This is a genomic window from Paenisporosarcina sp. FSL H8-0542 (assembly GCF_038632915.1).
Taxonomy (GTDB): Bacteria; Bacillota; Bacilli; order Bacillales_A; family Planococcaceae; genus Paenisporosarcina.
The window spans coordinates 3436332-3449117 of sequence record NZ_CP152050.1; the positions used below are offsets into that span (position 1 = coordinate 3436332).

Consider the following 12786-nt stretch of genomic DNA (forward strand, 5'->3'; position numbering starts at 1 on the left):
AAAGAGTATTATTTATTAAAAAGTAATTTTATCAACTTTATTAAACTAATAGAAAAGGATGCCCTCTGATAAAGGCATCCTTTTTTCTATACTTTTGACTGGGTAAAACGTTGATATAAATTACGCATGATTGCACTCACAGTTAAGATAAACAAAATAATCAAGGTAATTTGAAGGACCATGATCATCCAGTCAGGAAATGACAGAATACCTGCACCGATTAAATGATTCAAACTCATGAAAATCAGTACCAGTGCAACAATAGAACCCGCCAATATACCGAAGAGTGCGAGTAATTGTACAAAGGACAATTGCTTAATATAATTTCTCAAACGGATGATTTGCATGAGGATTACCAGTATGAACAACATTAAGGATAATCCATCAGAACCTATGTAGATGGAATTAACGATGTAGAAAACTAAGATAATGCTGATAATGATGTTTTGGTATTTATCGAAGATTGCTAGCATGTATGTTTCGCTCCTTTATATGTACTACGCAAAACCTGATAAAAAGTTTCACATTTGGTAAAATAAGAGATATATTCGATTAAAAGGAATGAGGAATTGGATGCTAACCCTATATATTACACGCCATGGACAAACAGAATGGAACGTACAATCGCGCATGCAAGGCTGGGCAGACTCACCTTTAACTGACATAGGAATGGCAGCGGCGTCTCAACTAGGAACGCGTCTTAATGATGTCCCACTCGACGCTGTATATAGTAGTACAAGTGGACGTACGGTTCATACAGCTCAACTCATTATTGGGGAACGTAACATTCCTCTTATTCAAAAAGAAGATTTACGTGAAATCCATGTAGGTGAATGGCAAGGAATGCTATCTTCGGATATTGATCGTGATTATGCGGAGCAAGTCAAAACCTATTATGAACGCCCGAGCCAATATGAATCGACTTCCGGGGAAAGTTTTCACATGTTGAAAGAACGCGTATTACGTGCAGTGGAAGAAATTGCTGCAGCTCACCCAAATGGTCACGTCCTAATTGTCACGCATGGCGTCGTTAAGAAATGCTTGATTAATCACTTCAGTGGAGCTGATCTTGATTTATTGTGGAATCCACCTTTCATTCACGGAACGAGTCTGACAGTGTTAGAAATCGATACTGATAGACGCGAATTGACTATGATTGGCGACATGTCCCATGCAGAAGAAGCGAAGGGACCTTTAATGGTTCAATAAAGTAGTAAATATGCTGACTGTGCTCTAATATTTTCACTAAAATAACATCTTCCCACCGAACGCCCGTATTTGGGATTAATTTATCTCACAGGTGAATCACTAAAGTGATTCACCTTACCAAATAACCATGTATTTCTTTAACTAATTTCCTCGGTTATTTGATAAGTCAAACTATCCTTCTTTTTTGAAGAATCGCTATAGATAGCTACGAGCTATTTATAAATTCTTTTCCATAAATACGCTATTTGGGTCCTCCTTGTAATCGGAAAATGGGTTACAATAGTTGAACCCAAACCTTGCATAAAATCTTCTTGCCGGATCGAAAGAATCCATTGATCCCGTTTCCAAACTTAACTTCCGATAGCCACGTCGTGTGGCTTCTCCAATTATGTGATGAAGTAGTCTTTTTGCAACCCCCTTGCGAAGATGGAATGAAGAGGTTCGCATTGATTTGATCTCTCCATGCTGACCATCAATTTCTTTAAGTGCCCCACATCCAACCAATTCATTTCCTTCCCATGCACTCCAAAATGTAATATCTTGTTGTTGCAACTGCTCAAGATTGAGAGCATGTATACTTTCTGGTGGTGAATGCAGTGTCATACCATGAAGATGCTCGTTTATCAATTTAGTAATTTCAGAGCCCGATAAATCATCTATTTTAATATCCAAAACTATGCCTCCCTAGTTGTTAATTACCTTCTTTTACTATCCTGACCACTTCAGTTTAGCTTGCCTGATTATATGGAAAAAGTGAAGTGGTCAGGCTATCTTTATTCATAGTTATAGAAGAATGTAGGATAACCAAACTTATTGTGTAAGGAACTATTTATAGAGCACCAAATAGGTAGGATAGAGCATTGCCCCCTTGTATACCTGTCTTGATTCTAGGACTTTTTCGCTTATCGTATTAAAAGGATTTTTAAATTGACTTCGCCATGACTATATTGGTGATTTCGTAGCCCATCTTCTCGTATAAGCCCCGCGCGACTTGGTTGTGACCAAAAACATGAAGTCCAATTTTGCACATTCCTAGTTCTTTCGCAATTGTTTCAATTTCTCTCATTGCTTCCTTGCCATATCCTTTTCCTTGATATTCATCTAAAATACTAAAATCATAAATATAACCTTCATCAGCTTTTTCAGGAGATTTTTGTGCCATCCATATCATTCCGACTATTTGTTGATCATGGAAGATAGAAAATATGTAATTCCCTTTCGATTTTTCACCGTCAGGCAACAGACGGTTAAATTCATTTTTGGAAAGCTCCGATGCTTCCGCTTCGCTCCAATTCCCTGAAGCTACTTTGTCTTTAGCATAGTCCTCTACTGCAATTTCAAGGTATTGCTGAAAATCCTCTTGTCTCATAGGTTTTAATGTGACCATTTATTTCCCTCCCAGTTGTGGTGATTCGTCGTTATTCATCTCTTCTAACAATCGCTTCTTTTTCAAAATGAAAATCTCTCGGATAAATGCTCCGATTACTCCAGACAGAAAGACGATAGCGATCAAGTTGACTACTTTTAAAACTGTAGATGGTGTGTACATGACTTGTAAGCATTGGCTAATGACAAATAGACTGTACGCCACGCACATTATTATTAAGAATTTAGGTGTTACTTCTTTTCGCATCTTCATCCTGGAATTCCCCCTTCAAAACTGAATGATGTTATATGCATATTTTACCTATAAATTCCATAAGAATCACATTTATTCCTTCTTTACTTAAACACGTCAAATATGAAAACCGTATACTTCTGGGTCTCACGCTTCTCGCTCTGCGGCTTGCTAGTCGCAAATGTACTCTCTCGTTTTTCATTAAATATCACCGTTTTGATTTAAATCACTTTTTATTAGTGGGAAATTAGGAGGGAAATGGTTAGTTGCCCCAGTTACATGAAAAGTTGCCCCAATCAAGCCAATAGTTGCCCCAGTCAGCAAGAAAAAAAAGCGGCAGCCTGTAAGCCACCGCTTTCTTTCTATAATTTCATTTGAATTCGTTGTTTCCGATGTTCTCTTCTTGCAGGACCTGATTCAAATAGGCGGTGTTCGTTTTCAGTTTCAGGCAGTATTCCTGGGACAGGCATTGGAACTCCATTTTCTACCGCTACAAACGTCAAGAAGGATTCCGTCGTTAACTTTGTTTCTCCTGTCAACAAGTTCATCGATTGCACACGTACATACACTTCCATGGAAGTGCGGCCAGTTGAGCTCACGATTGCTTCCATCTCCAACACATCCCCAACTCGAGCGGATGATAGAAAATCTACTGAATCGATTGAAGCCGTAACAACAGGCTTATTGCAATGTTTCATCGCAGTAATAGCACCTATTTCATCTATAAAAGATAGAACTCTACCCCCGAAAATCGTTTCGTGGTGATTCGTATCGGGCGGTAAAACCAAATGTGTTTGGATTGTTCGCGACTGGCTCATGGGTACTGTATTTGTCATGATGTTCTCCCCTTCATTGCTGGATAGTCTCATCATACAAAACACTACTGCGAATGAAAAGTTTCAAGCTTTATACAATCGCAGTTACTCGTACAAGTGACATGCCACAAAATGGCCTGGTTCCTGTTCTTGCCAAGCGGGTTTAACATTCGCACAGACTTCCATCGCCATCGGGCAACGCGTTCTGAACACACAGCCTGAAGGTGGATTAATTGGACTCGGCAATTCCCCTTCGAGCAAAATACGTTCGCGTGATTCTTCAATGTCCGGATCTGGAATCGGAATGGCGGATAACAACGCTTGCGTATAAGGATGAAGTGGATTTGCATACAGTTGTTCACTCGTCGTCAATTCAACCATATGTCCTAAGTACATTACACCAATACGGTCCGAGATGTATTTGACCATCGACAAGTCATGCGCAATGAACAAGTACGTCAGGCCTTTTTCGCTTTGCAGTTTTTGCAGTAGCTTAACGACTTGGGCTTGAACGGATACATCGAGTGCCGAAATTGGTTCATCGGCAATGATGAAGTCTGGATCCAGTGCCAGCGCACGCGCGATGCCGATTCGTTGACGTTGTCCTCCCGAGAATTCATGCGGATAACGGTTGGCGTGGTCGCGATTGAGTCCAACATCCTCCAATAACTGATAAACCCGTCGTTGCATATCTTCTTTTTTCTTATGTAACCCATGGACTTCCATCGGTTCTGCAATGATTTCAAAAACAGTTGAACGAGGATTAAGTGATGCATACGGATCTTGGAATATCATTTGCATGTTGCGCAAAAATGCATAACGATCGTTTTCGCCCATCGTATGTACATTTTTCCCACCGTACGTTACTTCCCCTTCCGTCCGATTATATAAACCCATAATCGTCCGTCCTGCAGTTGATTTGCCACAGCCCGATTCACCAACAAGTCCGAATGTTTCTCCTTGGTAAATTTCAAAACTGATGCCGTCCACAGCTTTTAATGTTTGATTCTTGCCTATATCAAAATGGCGTTTCAGATCTTTTACTTCAAGCAATACTTGACCAGTCATGACGCTTCCCCCTCAGCTCTTGCGTAGCGTCTTACGGCGCACAATTCTTTTACGAACTTTGTTCCTTCAAGTTCTATTACTTCAATGTGTTGTCCAGTGGAAGGCGAATGAATCATTTGCCCGTTGCCTGTGTAAATACCGACGTGCCGAACATTGCTAGACCCTACGTTCGCAAAGAACAATAAATCGCCAATCTCCCACTGAGTCATGTTGGCCATATCCACTTCTTCACCATTTCTTGCTTGATCATCCGCATCCCGAGGGATGAAATAACCATGCGCTTTTAACATATTGTAGCTAAACCCTGAACAATCGTAGCCGTACGAAGACATTCCGCCCCAGAAGTATGGAAGCTCCAAAAATCGCATGGCACTCGCCACTACGTCATCCCCTGAACGTTCAATGAAAGCTTCAATTCCTGGCCCATGCTCGATTTCTTCGCTTGAAATAAGGGCTTCACCATGAGGTGTTGAAACTAAAGTAAATTGTTCATTATTATCGAGTATAGGAAGAATCGTGTTGAAAGGAACCACCAGCAAAGGCTTTAAATCTTTCGTCCAAAGTTGCGCTCTATACTGTGTCACTTTGGCAAAGCCGAAATCTGAGATGCGTTCCATTTCTTTTAATTGAGCAACGGGTATCCATCCCGGATAGCCACGGCCGTCCTTTTTGGAAGGTTGCCATGTGCAGATTACTTTTGCCCAGTCACCAACGATCTCTTCAATCAATACAGGTTCCCCGTAAAGGACTTGTGTTTGCACGCGGTTACCGTTGCACAAATCAAGCAAATCCTCATACTTCATTGCTTCCAGCCATTTTGTGAAACGGACTGGATTTTCAAGCCCATGGGTGTCTTGAGTACGTGCAGACTCAGGCGAAGTCCATACTGTCGCAACCGCTACCGAACAAGCCCAAGTCGTGGATGATTGAACTAGCATATGAAAATCCCCCTTACCCTTTACGATGAAATCGTTTATTCATTAAATCTGTATGTATTCCGAGCCCTGACTCACGAGAGAAACGAATATGTCGACCGTCATAAACAATGCCACCTTCGACGATATCTTCTGCAAGCATCAACGGCGCATCAAAATCAAAGCGTGTCACGTTTGGCTGGCTTGCAGCAAAATGAGCCGCTGCGGAAATTCCGAGTTTCGTCTCGATCATGCTCCCAGTCATGCATTCCACTCCATAACTTTCTGCTAAAGCATTGATTTTCAACGCTTGATAAATGCCACCAGCTTTCATCAGTTTGATATTGATTAAATCCGCTGCTCGAAGCTGAAGAACGCGTATTGCGTCATTCGGTGTGAAAATACTTTCATCCGCCATAATTGGCGTATGTGTATGCAAGGTCACATGCTGTAAACCTTCGATATCATTCGCTTTCACGGGCTGCTCGATGAGTTCGATTTCAAGCCCGGCATCTTCCATCTGCCCAATTGCTCGGACCGCTTCTTTCGCTTCCCAGCCTTGATTAGCGTCCAGTCTAAGCTTCGTTTCATAGCCGATTTTTTCACGGATCGCACGAATTCGTTCAACGTCTTTCTCGATATCATCGATGCCTACTTTTATCTTCAATACATTAAATCCTTTTTTTACATAACGAGCTGCGTCTTCAGCCATTTCTTCCGCATCATTGACACTGACCGTGAAATCCGTTTCTAGTGTATCTCGGTATCCACCAAGCAATGTGACAAGCGGAATCCCTGCAAGTTGGCCAAGCAAATCATGGAGGGCCATATCAAGTGCTGCTTTAGCACTTGAATTCCCTACCATGGAGCGATGCAATTTTTGGAATACCCGCTCCGAATGATGTAAATCAAGTCCAATCAGTTGGGGGCCTATCACATGATCGATAGCAAACTGAATACTCCCAAGCGAATCACCTGTGATGACGTGGGTAGGGGGTGCTTCCCCCCAACCGACACTTCCATCTTCAGTTGTAATTTTCACAAATATGGATTCAGCAATCGTCACGGTACGAAGTGCGGTTTTAAACGGTTTTGTGAGCGGTACCGCAACCGAAAAGGTTTCAATTGAATGTAGAATCATGGTAGTTTCCCCTCCCGATTATTTAACTCCTGGTAAGATGGTCAATGTTTTGGCATCGCCATCGAGTCTTGCTTCCACTCCTAGTGGAACGGCAAAGTGTGGTTCACAATGACCGATTTTAAAACCAGAAACGACTGGTTTTCCTAAATCACCCAAGTAATGTTCCAATACTTCACCAAGTGTCAATGTCGTTTTTCGTTTTTTAGGTACTGCTCGGGCAAAATCCCCAACTACGATGCCAACTGCATCTTGAAGTTTCCCAGCCAATCGTAATTGATTCAACATGCTGTCTACTTTATATGGTTCTTCATCCACGTCTTCAATCAACAGTAACTTGCCACGAGTATCGATTTCATATTTAGAGCCCAGTGCACTCACTAGCAATGAAAGATTCCCACCGACAAGTTCCCCTTGTGCATTCCCACCACCTAATGTGGTCAATGGAGAAATATCTTCGGTATAATGCAGTTCGATTGGTTCAAACAGCTGATTGAACATACGTGCGGACAAATCATGGAACGTATCTTTCCCTACATCCGATGCAAGCATCGGTCCATGGAATGTCACTACATTGGCGAATTGGCCGATTGTTGTATGGAGGAATGTGATGTCGCTATAGCCCCATAAAATTTTCGGTTGTTCCGCCATTAATTGAAAGTCGATTCGGTCAGCGTAACGCCCTGCCCCGTAACCGCCTCCTGCACAAATGATCCCTTTTATGCTTGGATCAGCAAGCATAGCTTGTAAATCTTCCAGACGTTCATCATCGGTACCAGCCAAATAGCCGTGCACGTTCTCGATATATTTGCCCATTTTTACGTTTAATCCCAGTTGTTCTAAAAATGTGAGTGAGCGTTGCAAGCTTTCTAAGTTGGGAGGACTTGACGGGGCTATAATGCCAATCGTATCCCCTTTTTGTAATCGTGTTGGTCGTATGCGCATGCTTATATTGCTCCTCTCTTCTATTTTCAAAAAAAGTTATTCGCCTAAGTATAACTTCTTTTGAAAACAGAAGGGTGCGGCGCCAGATTGAGACGCCGCAACTTCTTGTTTTTATTGTCTTGAAAGTATAAATTTATGGGTATTTCATTCGAAATCAGTTGTGTCTAGCTTCCAGCGCCAGCTCGCACTTAAGCTTAGGGCCACAGGATGTGGGTCATGAAAGCGTGGCGACAGGACGTCGCGTTCTTAGCTTTCCCTCCTGCCTCAGGCGAAAGCAATGCTTTCGCATCGGTTCTTCCAGCGCCAGTGTCGAGCTAGAGTGGCGCATTCCGCTTTTCTCAATTATTCCGCTTTTTTGTCTACCCATTTAAGGTCTAGGTAACCTACTGGGTGACGCACAATTCCAGAAACGCTTGGTTTTTGCAATGCCACTTGGTTATAGAAGTGGATTGGGAAAATCGGCATTTCTTTCATTAATACTTTCTCAGCATTCATCAATAACTGCCAGCGAGCTTCTGCATCTGTTTCTTTTTTTGCATCGGCAATCAGTTTATCGAATTCTGCATTTGACCAACCAGTACGGTTCATTGATGAACCTGTAACGAAGCTTTCAATCGCGTTCACTGGATCTGCATAGTCGTGTAAGAATGAAGAACGGGACAATTGGTATTTCAATTCTTTTTGTTCAGAAGAGAATACACTTCCTTCTACGTTCGCTAATTCCACGTCCACGCCTAAAGCTTCTTTAAACTGCGCTTGCAAAGCAACCGCAATGTTTTGATGTGTATCTGAAGTTGAGTACGTTAAAGTAACAGTCGGTAATTTATCGTAGCCTTCTTCTTTCATACCTTCTTCTAACAATTTCTTCGCTTCTTCAGCGTTGAATTCTACCAAATTACCAACCGTGTCACGGAATTCAGAACCGTCCGGACCTTGGAAGCCGTAAGAAACGAAACCATGCGCTGGTTTTTCACCGTTTTTCGTTACGAATTCAACAATCTCTTCTTGGTTGACTGCTGTTGCGAAAGCTTTACGAATTTTTTCGTTCGTGAAAGGCTCCATTGTTGTGTTGAAACGGTAGAAATAAGTACCTGCCTGGTCTTGAATTGATACTTCTTCGCTGTCCATTAAATCAGCAGCCAATTCAGATGGAACGTCAGATACATCTAGTTCATTCGCTTGGTACATTTGGTACTCTGTATTGGAGTCGTTGACCATTGCCCACTCTACTTTATCTAGCTTCACAGTTTTAGCATCCCAATACTCTGGGTTTTTCTCAAATACCATTTTCACGTCATGTTCCCATGATGCTAATTGGAATGGACCGTTTCCTACGAATGATTCTGATTCAGTGAACCATTGTGCGTTTTCTGTTGCCACTTTTTCATTGATTGGGAAAAAGCTTGGGTTTGTAATGATATTCAAAAATGCATCAGTTGGTGCAGTTAATTTTACTTCAAATGTTTTTTCATCCAATGCCTTCATTGCTACCTCTTCAATCTTACCTTCACCTGTGTTGAATGCTTCTGCACCTTCGATGAAGTAACCAAGGAAAGCCGCTGGTGAAGCTGTGTTCGGATCCAACATGCGTGTCCAGCCATATACGAAGTCTTTAGCAGTAACTGCGTCTCCATTAGACCATTTTGCATCTTCACGAATGTGGAATGTATATGTCAAACCATCTTCAGATACTTCAATTTTTTCAGCCGTTGCTTCTTCTGGCTGATGGTCTTCGCCTAAACGAGTTAACCCTTCCATCAAGTTGTTCAATGCATTCCAAGAAACAGCATCAAAGCCGACCGATGGATCGAATGATGTTGGCTCGGTGCCGTTGTTCAAGTAAAGCACTTTTTCTTCAGCTGTTTCTGTTTCTTTGTCGTCTCCGCCTTTGTCAGCTGGCTTTTCGCCTGCATCATTATTCGCTGTACATGCTGATAGTACAAGTGCGAACACGGCTGTCAGTAAAAACAAGAGCCATTTCTTCATGTGTGTTTTCCCCCTTGGAATTGTGTTCATGATTTATGATTATGCACCTAAGTGCGTTCATCCTATTTTTGAGCTATTTCCAAAAACGCTTGTGCACGTTCGTCCTGTAACCAACAATCGACGCGATGAGTAGCTGTTTTAATCGTTGTTTCTGGATGTACGTGTTCACAAACTTCCATTGCAAATGGACATCTCGCTGTAAATGCACACCCTGTAGGCGGCGCAAATAAATCAGGTGGTGTCCCTTCAATTGGCTGCAGTTCTTCCGCAATCAAATCGAGACGCGGAACCGAATTGAGCAAGCCTTGCGTATACGGATGCTGTGGCGTATAGAAAATCTCACGCTTCGTACCGAGTTCAATGATTTTGCCGGCATACATCACCGCAATACGATCTGCGATTTTTGCTACAACTCCCAGGTCATGAGTGATCAGAACAATCGATACCCCTGTTTTCGCTTGAATTTCTTCAAACAATTCGAGAATTTGCGCTTGAATCGTTACATCTAGTGCTGTTGTCGGTTCATCCGCGATTAATAACTCCGGTTCGCAAATGAGCGCAATGGCAATAACAATCCGTTGACGCATTCCGCCTGAAAACTGGTGAGGATACTGTTTTAAACGTTCTTGCGGATTTGGGATACCTACTAAGCGAAGCATGCCTAGCGCTTTTTCTTTCGCTTCCGCTTTGCTTGCTTTGGTATGTGTGAGCACACCCTCCATCAACTGCTCGCCAATGGTAAGTGTCGGATTGAGTGCCGTCATCGGATCTTGGAAAATCATTGAGATGTCGACACCCTGTATTTTGCGAAGTTCTTTTTTCGTCATATTCGTAAGATTGACATCTTTGAACATCACTTTGCCATCTGAAATACGCCCCGGCGGCTGTGGAATAAGCCCCATAATGGCATTGGATGTCACGGATTTTCCGCAACCCGATTCGCCTACAATTGCAAGCGTCTCTCCTTTTCGGAGAGCAAAGGACACACCACGGACGGCATGTACATTTCCACCATATGTTTTGAATGACACATGTAAATTGTCTACCGACAAAATGATGTCCTCGGTTATGACTTTTTTACGTTTCATTTTTTGCGTGTGCGCCGTCACAACCGCTTGTTGAGTACGACCGACTTCCGCGCGTCTTTCTCTCGCCAATTCCCGGGCGTTTTCTAGTTGCTGTTCGTTCATATGTGTCACCCCCTTAACTTCGGATCAAGTGCGTCTTGTAGTCCGTCACCAAGGACGTTAAATGCAAACATAGTTAATGAAATGAAGAATGCCGGGAAGAATAGTCTCCACCAGTGACCTGATAGGATAACTGGCAAGGCATCATTCGCCATAACACCCCAACTTGCAAATGGGGCTTGAATACCGAGTCCAAGGAAACTCAGGAAGGCTTCCGCGAAAATGGCACTCGGAACCGTCAAGGTCATTTGGACAATGATTGGACCCATGGTGTTCGGCAATAAGTTTCGTCGAATGATTCGTGGTGTTTTTGCTCCAAATGATTTGGACGCTGTCACGAATTCATAGTTTTTGATTTGCAGTACTTGTCCCCTTACAATTCGGGCCATTCCGACCCATCCGGTAACGGTCAGAGCGACAATAATTGTCGTTAAACTTGGACCCATTACAACCAATAATAAAATAACAACTAATAAATGCGGCAAGCCATACAGGACTTCAATGATACGCATCATTATGGCATCTGTACGTCCACCTTTGTAGCCACTAAAACCGCCGTAAATCACACCGATAAAGAAGTCAATCAATGCTGCGGCAAGTCCCACAAACAATGAAATACGAGCGCCATACCAGGTGCGTGTAAAGACATCGCGTCCCATTTCATCCGTCCCAAACCAGTGTTCACTTGAAGGTGCTTTGTTTTGGTTCGGCAAATCCATGCCATCCACGGGATGCGGAGAGAAAATCGGACCAAAAATCGCAAGTAACGTCAAAAGAACTAAGAAAATTAAACCCGTCATTGCCAGCTTATTTGTGCGAAGTCGACGCCATGCATCTTTCCAATAGGATAATGAAGGTCGAACAACGGCTTCCGCTTCGACTAAATCTCTATCTTTCTTACGGAACCATTCATCAGGTACTCGGTTGGGTGATACGGGTGTCGATTCGTGGTTGATAGTCATCACGCATCCCCCTCTTTCTTATGCAATTTAATACGTGGATCTAGGAATCCATAAACCAAATCGACAATGAATAACATAACTACGAGAATCGTGCTGTAGAATACGGTCGTTCCCATAATGACCGGATAATCCCGGTTGTTGATACTTTCAACGAAGTATTTTCCCATCCCGGGAATTGCGAATATTTTCTCGATGACGAACGTTCCTGTCAGAATCCCAGCAAGCATCGTCCCCATAATTGTGACAACTGGCATTAAGGCATTGCGCAACGCATGTCGTGCAACAATGCGAAACGGTGACAATCCTTTTGCTCTCGCCATTTTTATGTAATCCTGCGTCAATACTTCAAGCATCGACGAACGCGTTAAACGTGCAATGATGGCCATTGGACCCGTAGCAAGAGCGAGCACCGGAAGTACCATATGCATCGGGCTCGACCAGGTGGCTGGTGGGAAAATATTATAATCTACTGCCAGTTTTTGAATAAGCAATGTAGCCAGTACGAAGCTTGGTACGGAAATTCCGATTACCGCAAATGTCATTGCAAAGTAATCAATAATCCCGTTATGACGCAGTGCTGCAAAGGTTCCGAGTAAAACACCCGAAATTACTGCTACCAAAATGGTTACCATCCCGAGCTCAAAGGATATCGGGAAGCCACGAGAGAGCAGTTCATTAACCGTTTCATTCGGTTTTTTGATTGAAGGTCCAAAATCCAACGTGACAATGGATTTTAGGTAGTACAAATATTGGACCGGAAGTGGTTCATCCAGCTTGTAAAAGCGTTCTAAATTGGCTTGAATCGTTTCATTTGTCGTACGTTCTTCATTGAACGGCGATCCTGGAATTGAGTGCATCAAGATAAATGTCAGGGTCGCAATGATCAGAATGGTCATGATCATCATAAAGAAACGTTTGATGGTATATGAGAACATATTAAGTCC

Annotated in this window: 14 protein-coding genes; 1 reads left to right on the forward strand and 13 read right to left on the reverse strand. The window is 42.7% G+C overall.

The genetic code is table 11. The features are described from left to right. Nucleotides 1-86: 86 nt before the first annotated feature. Complete coding sequence (locus MHH33_RS17200; protein WP_016428747.1) at nt 87-473, reverse strand: hypothetical protein; 387 nt, start codon at nt 471-473, stop codon at nt 87-89. Nucleotides 474-573: 100 nt separating this feature from the next. Here MHH33_RS17200 and MHH33_RS17205 point away from each other — a divergent pair, with 100 nt between their 5' ends. Further along, a complete protein-coding gene (locus MHH33_RS17205; RefSeq protein ID WP_342542480.1) occupies nt 574-1209 on the forward strand; it encodes a histidine phosphatase family protein in 636 nt (211 codons plus the stop codon). 216 nt (nt 1210-1425) lie between these two features. On the opposite strand, the gene MHH33_RS17210 is transcribed toward MHH33_RS17205, so the two are convergent. The 12 genes from MHH33_RS17210 to MHH33_RS17265 form a co-directional block, all read right to left on the reverse strand. Then, nucleotides 1426-1881 (reverse strand): GNAT family N-acetyltransferase, encoded by a 456-nt coding sequence (locus MHH33_RS17210; RefSeq protein ID WP_342542481.1) that lies wholly within the window; start codon nt 1879-1881, stop codon nt 1426-1428. 250 nt (nt 1882-2131) lie between these two features. Continuing rightward, nucleotides 2132-2596 carry a GNAT family N-acetyltransferase gene (locus MHH33_RS17215; RefSeq protein ID WP_016428751.1) on the reverse strand — a complete coding sequence of 155 codons (465 nt, stop codon included), beginning with the start codon at nt 2594-2596 and terminating at the stop codon, nt 2132-2134. Further along, the gene (locus tag MHH33_RS17220) at nt 2597-2848 is read right to left on the reverse strand and encodes a hypothetical protein (RefSeq protein WP_016428752.1); all 252 of its coding nucleotides are present in this window, start codon (nt 2846-2848) and stop codon (nt 2597-2599) included. It abuts the gene before it with no gap. A 341-nt stretch (nt 2849-3189) separates the two neighbouring features. Beyond that, nucleotides 3190-3663, reverse strand: coding sequence for an acyl-CoA thioesterase (locus MHH33_RS17225; protein WP_016428753.1), 474 nt, complete (start codon nt 3661-3663; stop codon nt 3190-3192). Nucleotides 3664-3747: 84 nt separating this feature from the next. Beyond that, nucleotides 3748-4710: an oligopeptide/dipeptide ABC transporter ATP-binding protein gene (locus MHH33_RS17230; RefSeq protein WP_016428754.1), complete on the reverse strand. Its 963-nt coding sequence runs from the start codon at nt 4708-4710 to the stop codon at nt 3748-3750. Beyond that, on the reverse strand, nt 4707-5648 hold the full coding sequence (locus MHH33_RS17235; RefSeq protein WP_342542482.1) for a C40 family peptidase: 942 nt from the start codon (nt 5646-5648) through the stop codon (nt 4707-4709). Before MHH33_RS17235 ends, MHH33_RS17230 begins: the two co-directional genes overlap by 4 nt. A 13-nt stretch (nt 5649-5661) precedes the next feature. Beyond that, a complete protein-coding gene (locus tag MHH33_RS17240; RefSeq protein WP_342542483.1) occupies nt 5662-6765 on the reverse strand; it encodes a dipeptide epimerase in 1104 nt (367 codons plus the stop codon). 18 nt (nt 6766-6783) lie between these two features. Continuing rightward, nucleotides 6784-7707 carry an LD-carboxypeptidase gene (locus MHH33_RS17245; protein ID WP_342542484.1) on the reverse strand — a complete coding sequence of 308 codons (924 nt, stop codon included), beginning with the start codon at nt 7705-7707 and terminating at the stop codon, nt 6784-6786. 342 nt (nt 7708-8049) lie between these two features. Beyond that, nucleotides 8050-9693, reverse strand: a complete 1644-nt coding sequence (locus MHH33_RS17250) for a peptide ABC transporter substrate-binding protein (protein ID WP_342542485.1) — start codon at nt 9691-9693, stop codon at nt 8050-8052. Between the two features lie 62 nt (nt 9694-9755). Continuing rightward, nucleotides 9756-10781 carry an ABC transporter ATP-binding protein gene (locus tag MHH33_RS17255; protein ID WP_342543798.1) on the reverse strand — a complete coding sequence of 342 codons (1026 nt, stop codon included), beginning with the start codon at nt 10779-10781 and terminating at the stop codon, nt 9756-9758. 107 nt (nt 10782-10888) lie between these two features. Beyond that, the gene (locus tag MHH33_RS17260) at nt 10889-11842 is read right to left on the reverse strand and encodes an ABC transporter permease (RefSeq protein WP_016428760.1); all 954 of its coding nucleotides are present in this window, start codon (nt 11840-11842) and stop codon (nt 10889-10891) included. Next, the gene (locus MHH33_RS17265) at nt 11842-12777 is read right to left on the reverse strand and encodes an ABC transporter permease (protein WP_016428761.1); all 936 of its coding nucleotides are present in this window, start codon (nt 12775-12777) and stop codon (nt 11842-11844) included. Before MHH33_RS17265 ends, MHH33_RS17260 begins: the two co-directional genes overlap by 1 nt. Nucleotides 12778-12786 lie beyond the last annotated feature (9 nt).